This is a genomic window from Nocardia uniformis NBRC 13702, from assembly GCF_001613345.1.
Classification (GTDB): Bacteria; Actinomycetota; Actinomycetes; order Mycobacteriales; family Mycobacteriaceae; genus Nocardia; species Nocardia uniformis.
Genome location: NZ_BDCE01000040.1, coordinates 39,887 through 62,481, shown reverse-complemented (window position 1 = coordinate 62,481; position 22,595 = coordinate 39,887). Strand labels below are relative to the sequence as shown.

Sequence of the window (22,595 nt, the reverse complement as noted above, 5' to 3'; positions counted from 1 at the left end):
TCACCGGCGGTGCTCCTTACGCATGGCTCGTCGCAGATCCAGCAGGTCGGTCCCGACTCGAAGTACCGGTTCCAGCAGGCTCTTTCCGAGTTGACTGCCGAACCAGCTCAGCCACAACAGTTTCGCCAGGCGCTGCTGCCGTTCGGACAATCGTGAATCGATCTCGATGCCGTCGATCTGGTCGGGCAGGTAGGTGTGCATCGGTACCGCGACCTCGCCGGCGTATGAGGCGGGCTCGCCGGTCCGGCCGATCTCGATCACCTGGGTACCGAGTTGACGCACCATGCGCCTGCGCGCCGCGGCGAACTTGTATCCCTCCACCCACCACGTGCCGCCGGACGAATCACGCAGCGTCAGTTGGTAATGCATGATCGGATGCCGTGTCTCGTGGCGCAGCGGAATGCCGTCGTGCGGCCGGACGATCGCTGTACCCTTGACGGTGAGCGGCTCATCGTGCAACTGGGCGCAGGTGAGTGCACCGCTGACATCGAGGGTTCGCGCGCTGAACACCTGGGCGCTGCTGGCGACGGACAGGGTCAGTCGGAGATCACAGGGCACGTCGGCGGTCTCGCCTACGGGACCTACTGTTCCGCTGAGTGTTTCATGGAACCGCAGATAGGGGTCCTCGCCCGGCTGCGGCCCCGAACCCGCCATGGCCGCGAGCATCTTCCCGCGTGCCGCCGGACCGGCGGTGGCGGGGGCGGGCAAACCCTGAGCGGTGACGAAGGCGTCGGTGCGGCTGGCCGATGCGGGCGGTGCGGTCACCATTGCCGCGAGCTGTGTTCGGGCCGCGGGGCTCTGCAGGACCTGCGCCAGCGATTCCAATTCCGGCACCGGCCCGTCCTTGATCGCCCGCACCGTGTCTTCGCACCACTGCTCCCAGTGCTGCACGCGAATACCCAGGCCGCCCACCGTGGTTTCGGCGACAATCTGTTCGAGCGAGGTGGGTGCGCCGGTGAGGTGATAGGTGTGGCCCCAGGCGCTCGGGGTGCCGACGATCTGCGCTGCCACCCGGCTGACCCAGTCCACCGGTGCGGCATTGAGGTACCGGAAGCCCGGCACGGTACGGAAACGCATGAGCGCCGCGGTGATTCCGGCATTGAGATCACGCGGATTGTGCGCACCGGTGTCCGGATGGCTGCCGATTCCACCCGGGCGCAGAATGGTCACCACCAGTCCGTGTTCACCCGCTCGGCGCAGCACGGCCTCCGCCGCCCATTTGGATCGGTCGTACCCGATGGGCAATGCGGTGACATTGGCGGTCGGCTCGTCCTCACTCAGCGTGGTGGCGTCCGATCCGTTGAATACCGCCAGCGACGAGATGTGGTGCACCGGTTTGGGCCGGTCGGTGCAGGCCAGCTCGGCGAGCGTCAGCGGGCCGAGCACATTGGTCCGGCGCAGCGACGGATAGCCGCGCAGGAAATCCACGGCAGCGCCCGCGTTGACGATCGAATCGACCTCCGCCGCGAGGGAGTTCCACCGCTCATCGGACAATCCGAGCCGGGGTTCGCGCAGATCCCCCGCGAGGGGCGTCACGCGCCGTAACACCTCCCGTGACCACGGCAGCGCGAAGCGGCGCAGCGCGTGCTCCAGCCGCCCGGCGGCGGCCTGATCGTCATCAGCGCGGATGAGACACACCACATGGGCCTGACTGTGCCGCAACAGGTCGAGCAGCAGGTGACTACCCAGGAAGCCGGTCGCCCCGGTCAGCAGGATGCGGCGCGGCGCGACCCGCTCCGGCGCAGCCACCAGCGGCAGCCGGTCCGCCCAGGCGAGGTCGGCGAAAAGCTGGGCCAGGTCATCGGTATCGACGAAAGGCCGCGGTCGATCGTCGGCGGGTTGTGGCCGACCTGCGGTGTCAGCGGTACGTTGCGGTCGACTGTTCGTGGCGCCGGAAGGTCGTGGTCCACCGTTGCTGTCAGCAGAGAGCCGGGGCTGGCCGCTGGTGTGAGCGGAGAGTGCCGGGTGGCCGTCGGCAGCGGGCGAGGATTGGGCGCGGGCGTCCGTTTCGGCGGCAGGTTCCGACTCCGGCCGCGCCGGTGCGGATTCCGGGTGATCAGCCAGCCAACGGTGGGCCAGCCTGCGCGGGCGCGCATCGAAGAACACCGTGTCGAGATCCGGGTGGATGTCGAGCTCGCGCTCGAGCGCCGCGACCAATTCCACTGCGGCGAGGGAGGTTCCGCCCGCGTCGAAGAAGTCGGTATCGGCGTCGATCGACGCCGGGAGGAAACGATTCGCTACCGCCGTGATCGCCATCGCCAATGAATCCGCGTCCCACTCCCCGGAGACTGCCCTCGTCGCGGGCTGCGGCTCGACCAATGGTGCGGTGCCGGTATGGGCGAGAACGGCCGCGACATCATGTCCGCCGGAGCGATATACCGGGTTGTCGCCGTGCGTTCGGCGGTCTGCGGCCGCGCTCGCACCGCCGGTGTGGTCCACTGCTGCGACGACACCTGGTCCTGCGGTGCCGTGGTGGACGGCTTCGCCTTCCACGTGACAGGTGGCCGCCGGGTTCACGGTCGCGGTGCGGGCGAGCAAGGCAGCGACATCCATTCCGGCCGCGCCGCGTTCGAGGGTTTCGCCGCGCACTCGACGGTCTACCGTCGTACTTCGGACCGCTGACCGCACATCCTGGGTGCTTCGGTCCGTGGCCGCGTCCCGGATAGCTGTCCGCTCGGGATGCGCGCCTGCGTCGGGAGCAGGCGTGTCCAGAGCCGGGTTGCGCACTGTCGGTTCGTCGTCCATCCGCTCCTCAGGGCTGGTCACCCGGTCACCTTCTCGTCGTTCGCCTGCGTCTCCCAGGACCGGAACTGCCGCAGGCGTTCCGGTGTGACCGACACGTCCAGGCCCTCCTCGTCGGAGGTGCCCCCGAGCAGGCGTGCGGCCAGTCGCCGGGCGGGTTCGTTACGGGCGGTGCGCTCGACCGCCAGTTGTACCGTTGCGCAGCCGAGGGTATCGGCTCTTTCCGCCACCCAGGCCAGGAGCTGTTCCTCGACGCCGCGGCCGAGGGCGCGGCAGCTGAGCTGCCAGCCGGTGATCCACAGGCTGTCGGCGTCGATTCGCAGGGCGAGGACCGAGATCAGGCCGTAGTCGCCGAAGCGGTCACGCGCCGTCGCGGTCCACACCTCGCCCGCGTCGCGCCAGCGGTCGAGATCGTCGACGGTGACGGCGGCGAGGGTGAACTGGTTGGTTCGGCGGACGAGTTGTCGTGCGCGCTCGATCGTGGCATCGGTGAGCGGCTCGATGTCGACCTCGAGGTTCAGCTGATCGAGGAAAGCCGCGAATTGCGCGGTGGCGCGGGCATGGTCGCGCTCCTGCTCCTGCCGGTAGAAGTCGGCTCGGGCACTGTCCTCGGCTGTCGTCGCGATCGGCACCATCGGCCACAGTCGGCCGAGGAACGATTCGAGCTCATCGGCAGGGGGACATGTCACCGACAGCACCTCGGGCAGCTGGGCGCGCATGCGCGCCACCTCGACCTGGTTGTCGTCGAGGTAGCAGAAGGTGTCGAGGCCCAGACCCAGTGCGCGTGCGACCTCCTCCAATCGCTCGGGTTTACCGCCCCAACCCGCCGAAATGGCGGCGAAATCGTCCCTGCCCAAGGGGCTGTCGGGCCGGTTCAGGACCGCGTCGACGATATCGGTGTCGTTGTTCGTCACCAGCACCAGCACGGTGCCCGCCGCGCGCCATTGCCGCAGCCGCCGGGCCAGGACTTGGCGTGGTGCATCGAACAGCACAGCGGCGGAACCGCTCTCGCCCGCCGTACCGCCCCACAGGGTGTCGTCACCGTCCACCGCGATCACCTTCGGTGCGGGCTCGGTGACGGCGTCGGCGGTCGCGATGAGGGTCAGCGCCACCGCCGCCTGGAATTCGGCGGAGAAGGGCAGATGCGCCAGGACCTCGGTCCGGTCGTCGAAGAGATTGTCCACCACATGGTGTCGCGTCCAATCCCGCGGCTCCAGTACGGCAACGCCGGGAGTCTCGCGCAGGCGTTCGGCGATGAGCCGCTCCCACGCCGACAGCCGTTCGTCCGGTGCGGCCGTGGGCAGAATGCCGACGATGACCGGTTTGCGCGTCCGCTCGGCCAGTTCGCGTACCGCCGCCGGATAGTCGGCGGCGAGTTCGGTGAGCAGGTCGTCGGAGATCGTGCCGAACCGTTCCAGATCGGTCGCGCGCAGCAGCACGATGGCGAGGTCCGTCGAGGGCTGCGCGAAGACGCCCGACGGGTCGCGCAGGCAGGACAGCACATGGTGGTAGGGGGCTTCCGTGACGGTGATGGGCGCGGCGGCCGCGGCCGCCACCAGCAACTCGGGCAGCCTGCCCAGCGCGAAGGTCGCACCCAGTGCCGTACGAACACCGGAAACCGGCTGCTGTCCAGCCGTTTCGGGCCGGGCGGGCGCTCCGGGATCGGCGACCGCTGCCTCGACCATTGCCAGGTAGTCCGCACCGAACTCGGCGCAGGATCGCGGGTCGATGATGTCGCTGTTGTAGGTGAACCACACCTGGCCGGTATCCGGCAGCACCGCCACCATGAGATCGAGATCGGAGTAGCCGGTGCTCACCGGCACCACCTCGGCGGCGGTGACGGCGGAGTTGGCGCGCAGGTAGTTGAAGTACACCTCGATCAGCGGCGCGTTATCGCGGTGCAGGTCGGCGGCCGCCAGTGCGGCGAGCGCGTCGGCGAAGCCCGCACCGGGCGCGAGCAGGGTCCGCAGCCGTTCACCGGTGCGACGGAGCACATCGGTGACCAGATCATCGGCGGTGACGGCGGCCGGGAATGGCACGGGCAGACCGAAATACCCGACGGCATCGGTCGCGTCGGCATGCATGCGGGTATCGACCGGGACCGCCACGGCGAATCGGTCGATCCGCTGTCGCCGCGCCAGCGCGATGGCCAGCGCGCCGAGGAAGATCGCGGCCGGGGTGAGGCCCAGGTCGCGAGCCCGGTCGGCGACCCGGTCGTGCAGTCCTGCCGGCATATCGAGCGCGATGGCTCCCGCACGGTAGCTGCGCTCGGCTGGACGAGGACGCGCCAGCGTCAGCTCGAGTCGGCGGGCTCCGGCGAAGGCCTCGCGCCATCGGTTAGCCGCGCCATCGGCAGCGTCACGCCTATTCGGCTGTGCGGCAAGCAATTGATGCATGTCGCGGTTGGTGACGGTGTCATCGAGTCGCACACCGGACAGGTCCGCGGCGAGCTCGCCCGCAACGAGCAGCATCGACTGCACATCGCTCATGCCGTGATGTGCGCCGAAGAGCAGGACCTGATCGGCGGCGGGGGCATCGAGCAGCTCGAAGCGCCACAGCGGACCCGTCTCCAGGTCGAACGGCCGCGCCATCAGCTCCCGGAAATGCTCCTGTACCGCCGCGTCATCGAGGTGGTCGAGGTCGCGCCAACCGGCCAGGTCGCCCGGCTCGCGTCGAATCTCGAGCTGCCGCCCGTGTTCGGCGTGGGGCCGAATGGTGGTGCGCAGTGCGGCATGTCGGCGGGCCAGTCGGGTGAGCGCCTGCGTCAGTTGCTCCCGGGTGATCGGCGCGGGCAGTCGCACGGCGACACCGCCGGTCTGCGCCGCGCTCGGGATACCGAGCTGTTCGGTCCGCAGCAACCGCATCATATCCCGGGTCACCGGCAGTACCTCGACCTCCGGCGCCTCCGCGGCCACCATATCCGGCCCTTCGGGTTCGCTGTGCCGCAACACTTCTCCGACGAGATAGTCGGCGAGGTCGGTGAGATTCTGCTCGGCGAGCATGGTGCCGAGCGGCACCGAGATTCCGGTGTGCTCGCGCACCTTGTTGCGCAGTTCGATCGCCATCAGTGAATCCAGGCCCAGACTCTGGAAGGTCTCCTCGGCCGCGACCGTCTCGGTGCCCGTATGACCGAGCACCTGCCCGGTCCAGTCAGCCACGGCGGCCATTGTCAGGGCGACCGCTTCCGCGCGCGGAACCGATCGAAGTTGTTCGGCGAAGCGCGATTCCGCCGCCGCGTCGACGGTCGGCACGTCGGCGACGGCCCGGCGCGGTACGCGGCGTACGAGTCCGCGCAGTAGCGGCGGGATGCCCGTCGCACGACGCAGGACATCGGTATCGAGCAGCAGGGGGACCAGTATCGGATCGCCCTGCCGCAGCGCGGCATCGAAGCAGGCCATGCCCTGCTGTACCGAGAAGGTGCGGATACCCGCGCGCTCGATACGCCGAATATCGGCCGGTGCGTAGTGGTCGTGCATATCGACCTCCCACGCGCCCCAGGCCAGGGATTGGGCGGGCAGACCGAGCGATCGACGGCGCAGCGCGAGTGCGTCGAGATAGGCGTTGGCCGCCGCGTAGTTGGCCTGCCCGGGTGTGCCGAACAATCCGCCCGCCGCGGAGAACAGCACGAATATCGACAGCTCCCGATCCGCCGTCAGCTCGTGCAAATACTGCGCCGCATCGACTTTCGGGCGCAGGACGCGGTCGAGCCGCTCCGGTGTCAGCGAACCGAGTACGCCGTCGTCGAGGACGCATGCCGCGTGGACCACACCGGCCAGCGGCACACCGTCGAGCAACCCGGCCAGCGCCGACCGATCGGTAATATCGCAGGCGGCGAATCGCACACTCGCACCACGGCGCTCGAGGTCATCGCGCAGTTCCCGGCCACCCGGCCCCTCGATACCGCGGCGACTGACCAGCACCAGGTCGCGGGCACCGTAGGCGTCGACCAGATGCCGGGCGAGTGCCGAACCGAGTCGTCCCGGCGCACCGGTTACCAGTACCGCGCCGTCCCCGAGTGATACCCGGCCCTCCGGTGTGCGCCCCGTGGTCTCCGGCAGCCGGGCCAGCCGTGGAATGAATCCGACGCCGTCCCGTACGGCCAGCTGCTGTTCGCCCGTTTCGAGGAGGGCACCGAAATCCACGGCGGTATCGGCGGTATCGATCAGTACGATTCGGCCCGGGTTCTCCGACTGTGCCGAGCGCACCAGCCCCCACACGACCGCACCGGCCGGATTCGGTATCTCCGGATCGGATACGGCGACGGTATCGCGCGAGACGGCCACCGCACCGCGGGTGCGCACGATCAGCGTCGTGTGCTCGAAGCGGCTGTCGCCGAGAATTGTTTGCAGCGTGGCCAGTATGCGCTGAGTGGTGGCGTGCACCTGCTCCGGCGAATCACCCGCCGGCACCGGCAGAATGATGGCGTCGGCGGTTCCGGCCTCGGCGGAATCCCACTCGCACACCGTGCGTGCCAGGGTCGGCACGGGAAGGGCGAGCTCCGACCACTCCATGTGGAAAAGACGACGGTAGGCGGGCATCAGCGCTGCGGCATCCCACTGCGCGGCGGCGACCGGTCGCAGGAGCACCGAACTCACCGACACCACCGGGCGTCCGCCGCGATCGGTCGCGGACATGCTGATGGTGTCGGTACCCGATCGGGTGAGTCGGACACGCAGCGCGGTCGCGCCTGAGGCCCACAGTGCCACATCGGTCCACACGAAGGGCAGTAGCGCGTGTTCGCCGTCCGCGGCGAACAGGGCGGTGGCGTGCAAGGCCGCATCCAGTAGTGCCGGATGGATACCGAACTTCGCGGCATCCCCGTGTGCGGATTCGCCGAGTTCGACGTCCACGTAGATCTCGTCATCGCGTCGCCACGCCGCGCGCATCGCGCGGAACAGGGGACCGTAATGGTGCCCGCGTGCGAATAGCCGGGCGTACAGCCCGTCGACATCGACTCGCTCCGCGTCCGCGGGCGGCCACACCGACGAATCGAACTGCGCCGCAGCGGGTTCGGATTCGTCGGCCAGGGTGCCGTCGGCATGGAGGGTCCACCGCGCATCCCGGTCCCGCTCGTCGCGGCCGTAGATACGCACCGTCCGCAGACCCTCGGAGTCCGCGCCGCCGACCACCGTCTGGATCTGCAAGGCTCCGCGCTCGGGAACCAGCATCGGGGCGCGCACCACCAGCTCTCGCACCACCGGGCTGTCCACTTCGTCACCCGCGCGAACGGCCAATTCGACGAATGCGGCACCGGGCAGCAGTACCGCGTTCGGACCCGCGTGATCGGCCACCCACGGCTGTAGCCGACGCGATACCCGGCCGGTCAGCAGGACACCATCCGAATCCGGCCGCGGCACCACGGCTCCCAGTACCGGATGGGTGACGTCGTCGAGTCCCAGCGCGGTGGTATCGCGGTGGACTCGTTCGGTCCAGAACCGGCGCTCGTCGAAGGCGTAGGTGGGCAGGTCCACTCGCCCGTACTCGGGAACCAGACCGGTCCAATCGAGTTCGTGACCCGCGACGTAGAGTTCGGCCTGCGCCCTGGCCAGACAGGTCGGTCCGTCCTGGTCCCGCACCAGCGAACCCACCGCCACCACCTCGCGCGCACGCTCCTCCGCCACCGTCTTCACTGCCGCGGTCAGCGACGGATGCACACCCAGTTCGACGAAATACCGGAATCCGTCGTCGATCATGCGCTCGATCGTGGGCGCGAACCGCACGGTGTCGCGGGCATTGCGATACCAGTAGTCGGGACCGATCGGCCCGCCTGTCATCGGTTCGCCCGTTACCGTCGAATACCAGCGCGTCACAGGCGAATAGGCCGCCACCCCGGCCAGTTCGACAGCCAATGGCTCGCGGATGGGTTCGATCAGCCTGCTGTGCCCGGCGAACCCCGCACCCGACCCGGCGAGCCGGGTGTAGACGCCCGCGCGGTCCAGCTCCGCCACCAGTTCCTCGACCGCGACCTGTTCACCCGCCACGACCGTCGAACGACCCACATTGACCGCCGCGATAGACACTCGGCCGTCGAAGGCCGCCAGCCGGTGCCCGACCTCGGCTTCGGACAGCCCGATAATCGCCATCGCACCCGCGCCACGAACGCCCTGCAACAGGCGGCTGCGGGTGGCGATAATCCGTGCGGCATCGCTCAATTCGATGGCACCGGCGCAGTAGGCGGCGGCGACCTCGCCCTGACTGTGTCCGATCACCGCATCGGGGATAACGCCCGCTGCCCGCCAGGTGGCCGCGAGCGCGGCCATGGTCGCGAACAATAGCGGCTGCACAACCGGAAAATCATCGAGATCCGCCGTGGTCATGGCGGTCAACCGGTCCACCAGTGACCACCCGGTGTGGGCACCGAAAGCCTTGTCGCACTGCTCGAATTCGGTGCGGAACTCCGCGGAGCGCGCGAACATATCGCGTGCCATGCCGACCCACTGGGTGCCCTGCCCGGGGAAGACGAACGCGGTTTTGGCGTTGGTGAGCACCGCACCGGCACCGACGACGACATTCGCCGACGACCGGCCGTCCACCAGATCGCGCAGCGCGCCGACCATCTCATCGCGATCGGCCGCCACCACGACCGCACGCCGCTCGAACTGGGTGCGCTGCAACGCCAGTGCACGTGCGACCGGACCCGGTTCCAAACCCGGATCGGCGACCACCAACTCCAGCAGCCGTTCGGCCTGACCGTGCAACGACGCTGTGCTGCGCGCCGAAATCGGCAGCAGCACAACACCCGTATGGTCGGTCGGCGTACCCGATGCCGCAGCGGGCTCGGCCGGAGCCTCCTCGAGAATCAGGTGCGCGTTCGTACCGCTGAGGCCGAAGGCACTCACGCCGGCACGACGCGGCCGATCGCCTCGCTGCCACGGTATCGATTCGGCCGCGACCGCCACCCCACTGCGTTCCCAATCGACGTGCGGGGACGGCACGCTAGCGTTCAAGGTGGCGGGAATTCGCTCATGCTGCAGGGCCAGCACCAGTTTGATGACACTGCCCACGCCCGCCGCCGCCTGGGTATGTCCCACATTGGATTTCAACGACCCGATACCGAGCGGCCGCGCCGGATCGCGATCGGGCCCGAACACCCGCGCCAACGCGCGCGCCTCGATCGGATCACCGAGTGCCGTTCCGGTGCCGTGCGCCTCGACATAGTCGATATCGTGCGGCGTCAGACCCGAGACCCGCAGCGCCGATCGCAATACCTGTTCCTGGGCCGCGCCATTGGGGGCACTCAGACCCTGGCTGCGGCCGTCCTGATTGACGGCCGAACCACGGATGACCGCGAGCACCCGGTCCCCGTCGCGGCGCGCATCGCCGAGCCGTTTCAACAGCAGCAGCCCGGCGCCCTCGGCCCAGACCGTGCCATCCGCCGCCGCGGAGAACGGCGCACACCGACCCGACGGCGACAGCACGCCCAGTTTGCACAGTTCGATATGGGCGATCGGTGACATCAGCAGCGTGGCACCGCCCGCGAGGGCGAGATCGCACTCACCCGCGCGCAACGCGGCCATCGCGGAATGCATGGCGACGATCGACGAGGAACACGCGGTGTCCAGGGTGACCGCCGGACCGTGCAGCCCCAACGTGTAGGAGATGCGACCCGATGCCACACTCGGCGAAAGTCCGGTTCCCACTTGACCGTTCAGCTGTTCCGGCGCGGGATCGGCCAGATAGCCGGTGCCGTATACGCCGAGGTATACACCGGTCGTACTGCCGTGCAGGGTGCGCGGATCGCGTCCCGACCGCTCGATCGCCTCCCAGCTCAGCTGCAACATCATCCGCTGCTGCGGATCCATGACCGCGGCCTCGCGCGGGCCGATACCGAAGAACGCGGCGTCGAAACGATCGACGCCGTCGACATATCCGCCACGGAAGGTGTACGCCTTACCGGTCGCGGAGGTATCGGGGTCGTAGAGCCCGTCGATATCCCAGCGGCCCGCGGGCACCTCGGAGAGCCCGTCGCGCTGGCCGTCCAGCAGCCGCCACAGGGCCTCGGGGGAATCCGCCGCACCTGCGAACCGGCAGGACATCGACAAAATCGCGATCGCGTCATCGTCCGCGTGGTCGTCGACGTCGTCCGAACCATGGTCCGTGGCCGCGGACTCGGTAGCGGCCGCGCCCAGCTCGATCGGCGCGGCGGGCGCCAGTACGGTGGCCACACCGTCGATCGTGGGATGGTCGAAGAACACATTGGTATCGATGAAGCGGCCGACGAAATCCGACAGGTCGACGACCAGTTCCACCAGATCGTGTGAGCCCAAACCGAATTCGACCAGCGGCAAATGTACATCGATCCGTTCCGGATCCAATGCCGCCTGCCGCGCGATCTCGGTCACCAACCAGGATCGAATCGCCTCCGCCGACGGGCCATCCGCGGTGGCGTCTGCCAGTTCCGCGGTCGCCGTGGTCGGTTCGAAGTCGGACAGCTCGTCCTCCGGCGATCTCAGCGGACCCGCCGACAGCGCGAGGAGCTCACCGGACACATACGCCGCACGACACGCGGAACGCTGGATCTTCCCACTGCTGGTCTTGAACACCGTGCCCGGACGAATGAGCAGTACCGTCGCGAGCGTGAGCCCGTGTTCGGTCGCCACCGCGCCGCGTACCGCACTCTCGATCGCGGCCAGTTCGAGGGGATCATCGGCGCGCACCTCGGCCACCACGACCGGCTGCTCGCCACTCGCCCCGAGATCGACGGAGAAGGCCGCGATACAGCCCGGCCGAATACTGTCGTGCGCGGTCTCGACCGTCGATTCGAGGTCCTGCGGGTAGTGATTGCGGCCATCGACGATCAGCAGGTCTTTGCGTCTGCCGGTGACGAACAGCTCGCCACCGGAAAGGAATCCGAGGTCCCCGGTACGGAGGTAGCGGCGATCGTCACCGGCCAGCATCGCCCCGAAGACGTCGGCGGTGGCCTCCTCATCCTGGAAATAGCCTGCGGCGACGCTGTTTCCGGCCACCCAGATTTCGCCTTCGACCTCGTCGGCGTGCTCGACACCGCGCTCGGGGTCGACGATCGCGATCGACATGCCCTCGGCCGGTCGCCCGACTCCCGACAGTTCGATAGTGCGGGCGCGGCCCGCCGACCCGGTGACCTCACGCAGCGTGGGCGTCGCACTGGTGGACGACGCGGTCACGATCAGCGTGGCCTCGGCCAGACCGTAGACCGGCTGATGGGATTTGGCGCGGAACCCGGCTCCGCCGAAAGCGTCGGTGAAGCGTCGCATGGTCGCGGCCCGCACCGGTTCGGAGCCGTTGAAAGCCACCCGCCACCGGCTCAGGTCGAGCCCATCGAGCTGCTCCGGCGTGACCTTGCGCGCGCACAGTTCGTAGCCGAAGTTGGGGCCGCCACTGGTGTGGGCGCGATAGGTGGAGATCGCCCGCAGCCAGCGCTCCGGGCGCTGCAGGAAATGCAGCGGCGACATCAGCACCGAATTGGCCCCGAGATAGACCGTATGCAGCAGTGGCGCGATGAGGCCCATATCGTGGTACATCGGCAGCCAACTGGCGAACAGCGCACCGTCCCAGGAATCGGCGAACGCGCGGTCGTGGCCGAGCCCGGAGGCAAGCGCCGCCTGGTTGTGCAGCAGATTCTCATGGGTGAGCAGGACGCCACGCGGTGCGCTGGTGGACCCGGACGTGTACTGGATGAACGCGACCGAATCCGGGGCGAGGTCGGGTGCCCGCCACTGCGCGGCCTCCGTGCCCGGGATCTGGTCGGTGGCCAGCCAGCGCACCGTCGTCAGCTCGGGAATCTCGGTACACAGCGCCGCCGAATCCGCGACGACCCGCTGTGGTGCCAGCACCACATCGACCTCGGCGTGCGCGACCATGCGCCGCAACCGGCGCAGTGAGCGGTTGTCCCATTCGGGCAGCGGCGCGGGCACGGCGACCACACCGGCCGCGAGGCAGCCGAGGAACGCCTCGGCGAACTCCGGGCCCGCCGGGTACAGCAATAAGGCCCGGCGCGGCGCCGAATCCCGCTGCGGGAACGAATCCCGCAGTGCGGCCCCGATCGCCCGTACACGGACGCCCAGGTCCGCGTACGTCATTTCGCGGACTACGCCGTCGACATCACCGCTGTCCAGGAACCGGTACACCAACTCGGTCGGCCGATTCTCGACCTGAGTGAACAGCGTTTCGACGAAAGTGTTGCGCACGAACTACATCCTCTACCAGTGAAACTCGAGATGCGGGTGGTCGTCGTTCCCCTGGTGTCCGAGGAATCGCGGGGGCGTGTTTGCGGCTGATTTGCGCCCACGATAGCCATGTTTACGCTTTCGCGCCGGACGTCGGCAAGCACGAAACCGCGGACCGCGCGCCCCTAAAAATAGGGGCAGCGAGCCTTCGAAGCCCGTTGTGGCTGCGGTGATTTCGCGTTTGCCAGGCGTCGAGTCAGCAGTGAGGATGGCTAGGTGTCACACACCCCGGTAGCCACGCCGATAACGCTGCGTCAACTCCCGCGACTACGCCCCCGCCACTACGGGCAGCTCGGTGGACTGCTGCGCCCCGGCACCCACTCGTCGCCCCTGCTGGAATTCGGAAAACGGTTCGTCATCGCGCCGCCGGGATTTCCCACCATGCTGGTCACTCACGATATGGACGATGTACGAGAACTGTTCGCCCATCGTGACGACTTCTCGATCGGCCAGGTGCTGAGCCGGTTGTCCAGCCACGATCGGATGTTCGGCAAGCAGACGCTGATCTTCCTCGACGGCGAGGAACATCGCCGCGAGCGCAAGCTGTTCGCGCCGTCATTCCAGCACAGGGCCCTCGAGTCCTACGAGGACCTCATGGTCGAGGTAGTGCGGCGCGAACTGCCCACCTGGCCGGTCGGTGAACCGATCGAATTCTTGACGATGGGCTACGACCTGGCCATCGGTGTCCTGCTCGGCGTCGTCTTCGGCGATGTCGCGCCGGCCCGCGCCGACCGGCTGAAGCAGGCGGTCAGCGACTGGTTCGGCGAGATCGAAAGTCGGGGTTTCCTCGCCGTCACCCTGCTCACGCCGCTGTTGGGCGGCTACACACCGCCGTACCCGCCGCTCGGCCGCCGTCAGGCCGATGTCGACACCGTCATTATCGAGGAGATCACCGCGCGCCGGTCCGATCCGGGCTACGGGAACGACCGCGGAGATGTGCTGTCCCGCTACGTCGGAACCGACCTGGATCAGCACGATGACGCCGCGCTGGCCCGCAACCTGCGCGGCATTCTGCTGGGCGCCTACGAAACCACCGCCATCACACTGGGTTGGATTGCCGCCATGCTGGCCGGACACCCCGAGGTGATGGCCGAGGTGGACGCGGCGGCCGACTCCGGCGACCGGGCCCGGCTCGACGCGTATCTGGACGCCGTGGTTGCCGAAACGATGCGGCTGCGGCCGGTGTCCCCGTTCACCGGACGACGCGCGCTGCGCGACACCGTTATCAACGGTGTGCACATCCCCAAAGGCGCCATCGTCATCGTTCCGATCCTGCTGATTCACGAATCGGCGGAGCACTACCCGGATCCGATGGCCTTCCGTCCCGAACGCTTCCTCGACGAACGACCGAACGGGCACCTGTGGCTGACCTTCGGTGCCGGTCCGCATCGCTGCCTGGGGGCCCAGTTCGCCCTCGCGGAAGCGCGAATTCTCTTCCGCACCGTCCTCGAACACCGCCGCATCGACACGAATTCCGGCCCGGTCGAACCCCCACGCCGCTTCCACACCGGCCTCAGCCCGGCCGACAATGCCCGGATCACCCTGCTGCCACGCTGACCGCAGGCCCGATGTGACCAAAGCGCAGCAATTTTCGACAGTGATTCGCGCCATGCCCGGATTCGCGGGGGAGGCCCACGGCTGCGGCCCGAATCCGGCACTGGCACAGGCGAACATCGGCGCACCTCCAGGCGAGAGGCGCGACGGCCCCCGCCGCGGAAGGCAGCGCGGTGGCGGCACATCGGCTCCACGCGGTAGCCGATGGTGTGCTCGATTCGTCGACTCGTCATCCGCGCCCGTAAAATGGGTGGTTCGTGTGTGTCGAGGGGACGCACAATCGAAACGTTTGCCACCCGCCTCGTGCCTAGGAGACTTTTGTGATCACCGCGACCGACCTGGAGGTCCGGGCCGGAGTCCGCACCCTGCTGACAGCGCCCGGCCCGGCGCTGCGGGTGCAGTCCGGAGACCGGATCGGCCTCGTGGGTCGCAATGGTGCCGGGAAGACCACCACGCTGCGCATCCTCGCGGGGGAGGGCGAGCCGTATGCGGGCATGGTCATTCGGTCCGGTGATCTCGGTTACCTACCGCAGGACCCACGCGAGGGCAACCTCGACGTGCTGGCCCGCGACCGGGTGCTCTCCGCCCGCGGCCTGGACAAGCTGCTCCGCGATATGGAGAAGCAGCAGGCGCTGATGGCCGAGGTGGTCGACGAGAGCGAGCGCGATAAGGCGATCCGCAAGTACGGGCGGCTGGAGGAACGGTTCTCCTCGCTCGGCGGATATGTCGCCGAGAGCGAGGCGGCGCGCATCTGCAGCAGCCTGGGGCTGCCCGATCGCGTCCTGGCGCAGGAACTGCGCACCCTCTCCGGTGGCCAGCGTCGTCGAATCGAATTGGCGCGCATCCTGTTCGCCGCCTCCGACGGTTCCGGCGGCAAATCCGATACCGTGCTGCTGCTCGACGAGCCCACCAACCACCTCGACGCCGACTCCATCACCTGGCTGCGCGGATTCCTGCAGAACCACGACGGCGGCCTCATCATTATCTCCCACGATGTGGAACTGCTCGGCGACGTGGTGAACAAGGTGTGGTTCCTCGACGCCGTGCGCGGCGAGGCCGATATCTACAATATGACCTGGCAGAAGTACCTCGACGCCCGCGCCACCGACGAGCAGCGCCGTCGCCGCGAACGCGCCAATGCCGAGAAGAAGGCCTCCGCCCTCAAGCAGCAGGCCGCCAAGATGGGTGCCAAGGCCACCAAAGCCGTTGCGGCACAGAACATGCTCAAGCGCGCCGAGCGCATGATGTCGGAGGTCGACGATATCCGCGTGGCCGACCGGGTGGCGCGCATTCGCTTCCCGGAACCGGCGGCGTGCGGCAAAACCCCGCTCATGGCGAAGAACCTCACCAAGCTCTACGGCTCGCTGGAGATCTTCACCGGCGTGGACCTGGCCATCGACCGGGGCAGCCGCGTCGTCATCCTCGGGCTCAATGGCGCGGGTAAGACCACCCTGCTGCGCCTGCTCGCGGGCGTCGAGGTCCCCACGGCGGGTGAACTCGAACCCGGCCACGGCCTCAAGGTCGGCTATTTCGCGCAGGAACACGACACCCTCGACGACACCGCCACCGTCTGGGAGAACATCCGGCACGCGGCTCCCGATGCGGGCGAACAGAATTTGCGCAGTCTGCTCGGCGCGTTCATGTTCTCCGGTCCGCAGCTGGAGCAGCCCGCGGGCACGCTGTCCGGTGGTGAGAAGACCCGTCTCGCCCTGGCCGGTCTGGTGTCCTCGGCCGCGAACGTACTGCTGCTCGATGAGCCCACCAACAACCTCGACCCGATCTCGCGGGAACAGGTCCTCGACGCGCTGCGCAGCTATGCGGGCGCGGTCGTCCTGGTGACCCACGATCCGGGTGCCGCGGAGGCCCTCAACCCCGAGCGCGTGATCTTGCTTCCGGACGGCACCGAGGATCATTGGTCGAAGGAATATCTCGAACTGATTCAGCTGGCGTGATTCCCATCACACAGAAGCGTTGATCACGGCACTCTGAGTGTCTAGCCTGGAAAGAGGCTGCAGGGCGACTCGGAGGAAGCCATGAGTGACAGGCCCGCACAGGGTAAGGCCGCATTGGGTAAAGGCACTCGCGTCACGGGAAAGTCGCGGGACCGCTTGCAAACCCAGCTCAAGAAGCAGTACGAGGCCGGGGCGAGTATTCGATCCCTAGCCCGGGAAACCGGGCGCTCGTACGGCTTCATTCACAACGTGCTGGTGGAGTCGCATGTGCAACTCCGCAGTCGGGGTGGGGCGAACCGGCGCAAGTCGACAGCGAAATCGTCCGGTAAGTAGGCGATTTCACGACGGAACGCGACGCCGCGATCGAAGGCGACGCGTGTGGGATTCGCACGCCGCGACCCGCCCAGTCGTGAAATCGTTCGGCTCCCTGGAGGTTTGGCGTCTCGGTGGTCGGCCACCGTCCGATCCCGTCATTCCGGCATGCTGTCCCAACCCGTCATTCCGGCATGCTTTTGGCCGGAATCCAGCGAAAACGGCTGGGCTACTGCTGGTGTGGATCCCGGCCAAGAACACGCCGGGATGACGGGAGCGAACAGGCCGGATGACGGAGCGGCATCGGGCCATCAATCTCAGTGGGAGTAGCCACGCTCCTGCGGCTGGCTGCTCACCGATCGAGTACGGTGCCGTCGCCGAGAACCAGTAGGTTGGCCAGGCTGTGGAAGATAGGCAGCCCGGTCTTGATCTCCAGGTAGGCGAACTGCCCCTGGGGGTTGACCTCGAGGAAGTAGTACTCGCCATCGAGGCCGACCCGCAGGTCGATGACGCCGAAAGTGAGTCCCAGCGCGCCCATGAGCGTGCTCAGCGACTTGCTCACCGAGGCGGGCAGCCGGTCCGGGGTGAAACCGACCGAGGTGTCCAATCGCGAATCCACCCATCCCACGCCGGATTGCGAGTCGATGCGCACCGCCCACTCGATACCGTCCACCCACACCACCCGCAGGTCGTATTCGGCGGCCACATAGTCCTGGAAGGTGGTGGGGGAGTGGCGGATCGTCGGTAGCCGGTGCAGATCGGCGGCGGTGACGATACGGGTCTCGGTGAACGCGCCGCGCCCGGTACCGGTGCGCTTGTAGATCACCGGGCCGGGGCGCGACGCGATGAAGCTGCGCGCCTCATCGACATCATTGGTAATGAGCGTTTCCGGAATGGCGCAGCCGGCGCGGTAGGCCGTCTCCAATTGCACGATCTTGCGGGTGGCGGTGCGGTCGGCCCCCGGATCGTTCACCCACAGGGCGGGAATCGACCACAGCGTGCCCTGCAGGAACCCGTCGCATTCGGCCTGTCGATAGTGGTCCTCGGTGCGTTCGGAACTGCCGGGCACCAGACATGGCTGTGGGCGGCGCCACCACACGGCGTTCACATCGTCGAGGCCCATGACATGCGACAGACTGCGGGTGGTGCCGTCGCTGGCGAGTCGGAAAGTCCCGTTCTCGCGCGGGAAGTCGCGCATATCGAGGCGAATCGGGCTGAGTCCGTGTTGGTTTCGCAGGGTGGTGGCGAGCGCGTCGCCGTGGAGGTCGTCGGCTTCGGTGACAATGAGTACCGAACCCGTTGCGAGGGCAGCCATATTATCGCCAGACGTCGGAGCGCGAGCTCGTCAGTCGAGGCTGTCGCAAGCGGTGCCGTCGTCGCTGCCGTGCTGCGAACGGGTCTGGCAACAGGTCATGGTCGCGCCGCCGACGCCGGGGCGAGTGGTGAGATCCATTCGGCGCGCCCAGTTTTCGGTGAGCCTCGCCAATTGTTCATCACCCCGGGTGGGGGTGTGGTCCTGTGGGAGGGTCATCGGACGATCGATAAGGGCAATGCGCCGCCGCTGGGTGAAATCGGCGGTGGTCCCCTCCCTGACCCGCACCAGTACCGGCCGCGCGTCATCGGTTCGCTGGCCCGGCGCCTCGAGGTCGCATTCGGTCAGTGCCAGGACATCCGCCCAGCGAAAGGTCCAGATGCCATCGGTGACGCGCACGCTGATCTCGCGTTCACTGGCATCGACCAGATATCCGGGTAGGGGTGGCGCGGTGATAGCGGCGGGCGGTGCGGCGGTCCCCAGGGGCGCTGAAACAGGTGGACGAAGGGCGCCGGTCATGCTGATCTCCGATCTGCTCGGGATTTGCTGTGGAGCCGAGCGTGATCTGGATCATATCCCGCGACGTCGCCTATTCGGTTCGCAACGAAAGATTTCAGGCATACCGGCAAACGCCTATCGACTATCCGCAAAACCGCTATGGCCGAAAGATTTTCGGCGGCTCAAACGCCCAGGACCTCCGGGTTCTCGGCAAGATCGCGGAACGCTGCGCGCGGATCGGCAATAAGTCTGCGGGTATTGAGGTCCAGCACGCCGCTGACCACATCGATGGTCGCCGAGAGGGTTCCGTCGAGTTTGCGAATCTCCTGGTGCATGCGGAAGACCTTGCCTTCGCTCCAGACGAATTCGCAGCTCACGGTCACTTCATCGCCGAGATGCAGTTCCTTGAAGTACTTGATGGTGTTCTCCAGTACCACCGGTCCGATACCGGCGGCGACCAGCTTGTCGCCCGGTGTCCCGGCCGCGCGCAGCAGCTCCCAGCGGACGTGCTCGGCGTACTGGAGGTACACGGCCTGGTTCAGGTGACCGTTGATATCGATTTCGTAGCCGCGCACGGTGACGGGCACAGAGAAAGCCATAACTGCGTGAACCGGTTGCTACTGAGCGGTATTCCAGTATGGACGGTGGTCTGGCGCACAATCGGCGATTGTCTGGTTACCGTTCGGCATGCCGCGGTCGCTCCGAGATCGCGCGTTGCGTACGGGGCTGTCAGTGGCGGTTGGCGTTGCGCTCCTGCCACCACTGCGGCGCGTCCACGAACCAGTTGTCGAACTCTTCCTGGGCGGCGGCGAGGTCGGCGAAGGTGGACTCGCCCTTGCCGATCCGGTCCAGCAGTCGGAAGTACTCGAACCGTTCGACCCCCGGCATGAGCGCGATCATGATTTTCGCTCCGCTGTCGGGCGTGGCGCCGAAGGCATGTGGCATGAGTTTGGGAACGATGAGCGACCCGCCGGTGCCGACCGTCAGGATTTGATCGCCCGCCATGACCTGCAATTCGCCCTCGGCGACATAGAACAGCTCATCGGAGCGCGTGTGATAGTGCGGCGCCGCGCCATCCGCGCCCCGGGCCATGGTGACTTCGAGGGTGCTCGCGACTCCGCCGGCTTCGGAGGAATCGAGGAGGAGGCGCACGGTGGCGGACTCGGTCCCCAGGGTCTCCGCGTCGGCGGGGTAGCGAATGGCGGCCTGCTGCGGGCTGGTGCTCATGGCGTTCTCCGTTGTAGTTCGGTGATAAATAATTCGCTACCAAACTATATCGCAGCGAATAGAATCCTGTCCATGGGTGAGAAGAATGCGGATCCGGTGGACGCGATCGCGGCGCAGTGGCGGCGGGAGCGACCCGACCTGAACCTGGAGGCCATGGCCGTCCTGGGGCGGCTCGGGCGGCTCATGGTGGTGGGCGAACAGTTGATCAACGCGGTGTTCACCGAGTACGGGCTACAGCGCGGAGAGTTCGATGTGCTTGCGACACTGCGGCGTTCGGGAGAGCCGTATGAGCTCAACCCCTCGGCGCTGGCCGATACGATCATGCTGTCGCGGGCCGGAATGACCGGACGCCTGGACCGTTTGGAATCGGCCGGACTGGTGCGCCGGATCGCGGATGCGGGGGACCGGCGGGCGATTCGAGTGGCATTGACCGACAAGGGACGCGCCCTGGTCGACGAGGTGGTGGTCGCCCACACCGAGAACGAGACCCGCATGCTCTCGGTGCTATCGGCCGACGAACGGCGCGAACTCGACCGGATCGGTCGAATCCTGCTGGACCGCTGGGAATCGGATCGCTGACGCGGGTCAGAGTGCTTTGCGGACCGGTGGCGGAGCCCAGGTTCCGTCGAGAGCCTCGACGCGCGGTGCGTAGAGCCGCATGGTGATGCCGAGCGGACCGCCCGGTGCGGGCAGCCAGTTCGATACCCGGTCGGGCCCGGGGTGCTGGGAATCGCCGCGCTGAGGCGGGTCAAGTGCGGGTCGACTGCCTCCCAATACAGTTCTGTCGCTGTATCCTCGGCTGTATGGCTAGGTTGAACATCACGATGGAGGACTGGCTGGCCCAGCAACTCCGCACGGCATCGGACGGCAATGTGTCCGGGTACATTCGCAAAGCCGTACTCGAGAAGATGATGGCCGAGGATTATCGGGCACTGGACGCCGCCGGGGTCTCCGATGGCGAGCTACACGAAGCGATCTACGGCCAGGGCGGCAGCAGCGGCGACGCATGAGTGAGCCGAAACAGGGCGAAATCCGGCCGCTGGCCGGACTTGTCGCGCGCGCCGAGGAACGCCGAGTGGTCGTCCTGGACGCCGATCTTCCGCCGTTGCGCGGACGGCGCAAGTTGATCGCCGCGGTGAAGCCCGCCCGGGAAGTGCTGTCCACCCTGCATTTGATGGCGGTCCCGATCGGCGACACCGGCGACGTGGTGTGCCTCTATGACTTGTCGGTGGTCTCGGCGGCCGGACTCGGCGAGCCAGTTGGCAATCTTGATGCTGAGGCACTGGATTGGGTGCTCACGGTAATGCTGATCAGGCTTGGCCGGTAAGCTGCAACCCGGCCAGTTCGGTGATCCGCAATCCGTCCTGGAACTTGTTGACCGCCGCGTAATCGGCCGGACCGTTCGTCTGGGTTCGGCCGATCATCCACGCGCGATGGGTCGGAGCACGAATCACCGAGACATCCGCGGGTAGGTCACCGTGGTAGGTCGGGCCGACGACGACGAAGTCCTGTTCCGCCGTGGCGGTCGTCCGCTTCCCCGGATTCGCGAACACATCGGTCCACGCGTCCAGGATCGGGAGCATGAAGTAGCGGTCACCGCTGTCGGGAACATGGATTCGGACGGGTCCCCGCGTCAGATCCAGCCACGCCGAGGAGTAGAGCGTGTCGAAGTTCGGGCGCACAACCGCGCGAAAATCGGCGTCGGGGAACCGGCGGAGGTGGTGGAACTGGTTCGGTGGTCCGAAGCCCGCGGTGGAATCGGCCGGAGCGTTGGTCTGCTGCTGGCGAGTGACATCCATCGTCACCAGCGAGTAGAGGTAGACATACGCTTCATAGCTCAGGGTTTGCAGATCACTGGACAACACGCTCATGTGGCCTCCATCGTGGATCCCAATCTGAAATTCAACTGCTTACCGAAGCTATCAACGCGTTGGATTCAGAACGGCCGCATAGAGGTTGCTGTCTGATTGCGGTAAGTGTCATCGTAGGTAGGGGCAGTCGGATCGGATTCCTACCGCCCATGCGGAAGAGGTATTCGCGTTCAACGCCGCGAACTCGACCGCAGCGGTCGAACCCTCCTGGGCTGCTGGGAATCACGGCGCCGAGGCGGTTAGGTGTGCGGATTTCTCTCGGGTCGGCCCGGGTGGCCCGCCGGCCCGGCGCTCAGTTCTTGCGCCGCACCGACGCTTCGACGAGATCGAGGACCTCGGAGAGATTGTCGCCCGCGTGACCGGAGGCGATTCGGGCGACGAGGCCGTCGAGAACCAGGTCGAGGTAGCCGAGCAGGACCTTGGTGGGGACGTCGTCGCGCAGCGCGCCCTCGGATTTGCGGCGTTCCAGACGGGCGACGGTGGCATTGGTGAGTTCTTCGGAGCGCTGCTCCCAGTGGGCGCGGAATTCGGGATCGTTGCGCAGGCGGCGCGCGATCTCCAAACGGGTTCCGAGCCAATTGAAATCCTCGGGGCGGGCGAGCATATCGCGCATGACCTGCACGAGGCCCTGGTTGGCGGCGACCTCGGCCATCCGCGCGGTGTCCTCCTGCGCGAGGGCTAGGAAGAGTGCGTCCTTGTCACGGAAGTGGTGGAAGATCGCGCCCCGAGACAGACCGGTCGCCTCTTCCAGTCGACGTACCGTGGCGCCTTCGTACCCGTACTCGGCGAAGCAGCTGCGTGCACCGTCGAGAATCTGACCGCGCCGGGCGGCGAGGTGGTCGTCACTGACCTTGGGCATGGACTCCTCCGAAACCGATTGTGCGGGGTCCGTGCACCGAAACAGTGCACGCACCCCGCACGA

General features: G+C 67.3%; 14 protein-coding genes. 6 read left to right on the top strand and 8 right to left on the bottom strand.

Annotated elements, in window-relative coordinates:
• Both NU1_RS11665 and NU1_RS11660 read right to left on the bottom strand, forming a co-directional pair.
• Entirely contained in the window at positions 1-2,766 is a 2,766-nt protein-coding gene (locus tag NU1_RS11665; protein ID WP_245720065.1) for a thioester reductase domain-containing protein, read from the bottom strand.
• Complete coding sequence (locus NU1_RS11660) at positions 2,763-12,908, bottom strand: type I polyketide synthase (RefSeq protein WP_067520231.1); 10,146 nt, start codon at positions 12,906-12,908, stop codon at positions 2,763-2,765. Before NU1_RS11660 ends, NU1_RS11665 begins: the two co-directional genes overlap by 4 nt.
• Positions 12,909-13,163: 255 nt before the next feature.
• On the opposite strand from NU1_RS11660, the gene NU1_RS11655 reads away from it, so the two are divergent.
• The 3 genes from NU1_RS11655 (at position 13,164) to NU1_RS40255 (ending at position 16,786) form a co-directional block, all read left to right on the top strand.
• Positions 13,164-14,504, top strand: a complete 1,341-nt coding sequence (locus NU1_RS11655) for a cytochrome P450 (protein WP_067520230.1) — start codon at positions 13,164-13,166, stop codon at positions 14,502-14,504.
• A 317-nt stretch (positions 14,505-14,821) separates the two neighbouring features.
• Entirely contained in the window at positions 14,822-16,453 is a 1,632-nt protein-coding gene (locus NU1_RS11650) for an ABC-F family ATP-binding cassette domain-containing protein (protein WP_067520228.1), read from the top strand.
• Positions 16,454-16,534: 81 nt separating this feature from the next.
• A complete protein-coding gene (locus NU1_RS40255; RefSeq protein WP_084521199.1) occupies positions 16,535-16,786 on the top strand; it encodes a helix-turn-helix domain-containing protein in 252 nt (83 codons plus the stop codon).
• Positions 16,787-17,117: 331 nt separating this feature from the next.
• Here the strand turns inward: NU1_RS40255 and NU1_RS11645 are convergent, their stop codons facing one another.
• From NU1_RS11645 to NU1_RS11630, 4 genes are all read right to left on the bottom strand, one after another.
• Entirely contained in the window at positions 17,118-18,080 is a 963-nt protein-coding gene (locus NU1_RS11645) for an MvdC/MvdD family ATP grasp protein (protein WP_067520226.1), read from the bottom strand.
• Positions 18,081-18,110: 30 nt separating this feature from the next.
• Entirely contained in the window at positions 18,111-18,596 is a 486-nt protein-coding gene (locus NU1_RS11640; protein ID WP_067520224.1) for a hypothetical protein, read from the bottom strand.
• Between the two features lie 161 nt (positions 18,597-18,757).
• Entirely contained in the window at positions 18,758-19,174 is a 417-nt protein-coding gene (locus NU1_RS11635; RefSeq protein ID WP_067520222.1) for an acyl-CoA thioesterase, read from the bottom strand.
• Positions 19,175-19,304: 130 nt separating this feature from the next.
• Positions 19,305-19,802 carry a cupin domain-containing protein gene (locus tag NU1_RS11630; RefSeq protein WP_067520220.1) on the bottom strand — a complete coding sequence of 166 codons (498 nt, stop codon included), beginning with the start codon at positions 19,800-19,802 and terminating at the stop codon, positions 19,305-19,307.
• A gap of 72 nt (positions 19,803-19,874) precedes the next feature.
• On the opposite strand from NU1_RS11630, the gene NU1_RS11625 reads away from it, so the two are divergent.
• The 3 genes from NU1_RS11625 to NU1_RS11615 all read left to right on the top strand — a co-directional run bounded on the left by NU1_RS11625 (position 19,875) and on the right by NU1_RS11615 (position 21,129).
• Positions 19,875-20,381, top strand: coding sequence for a MarR family winged helix-turn-helix transcriptional regulator (locus tag NU1_RS11625; RefSeq protein ID WP_067520218.1), 507 nt, complete (start codon positions 19,875-19,877; stop codon positions 20,379-20,381).
• A 224-nt stretch (positions 20,382-20,605) separates the two neighbouring features.
• A complete protein-coding gene (locus tag NU1_RS11620) occupies positions 20,606-20,812 on the top strand; it encodes a hypothetical protein (protein WP_157552109.1) in 207 nt (68 codons plus the stop codon).
• Positions 20,809-21,129 carry a hypothetical protein gene (locus NU1_RS11615; protein WP_067520214.1) on the top strand — a complete coding sequence of 107 codons (321 nt, stop codon included), beginning with the start codon at positions 20,809-20,811 and terminating at the stop codon, positions 21,127-21,129. The genes NU1_RS11620 and NU1_RS11615 overlap by 4 nt, the downstream gene beginning before the upstream one ends.
• On the opposite strand, the gene NU1_RS11610 is transcribed toward NU1_RS11615, so the two are convergent.
• Positions 21,113-21,673 carry a DUF1254 domain-containing protein gene (locus tag NU1_RS11610; RefSeq protein WP_084521198.1) on the bottom strand — a complete coding sequence of 187 codons (561 nt, stop codon included), beginning with the start codon at positions 21,671-21,673 and terminating at the stop codon, positions 21,113-21,115. The genes NU1_RS11615 and NU1_RS11610 overlap by 17 nt on opposite strands.
• 292 nt (positions 21,674-21,965) lie before the next feature.
• Complete coding sequence (locus NU1_RS11605) at positions 21,966-22,532, bottom strand: TetR/AcrR family transcriptional regulator (protein ID WP_067520212.1); 567 nt, start codon at positions 22,530-22,532, stop codon at positions 21,966-21,968.
• Between the last annotated feature and the right edge of the window lie 63 nt (positions 22,533-22,595).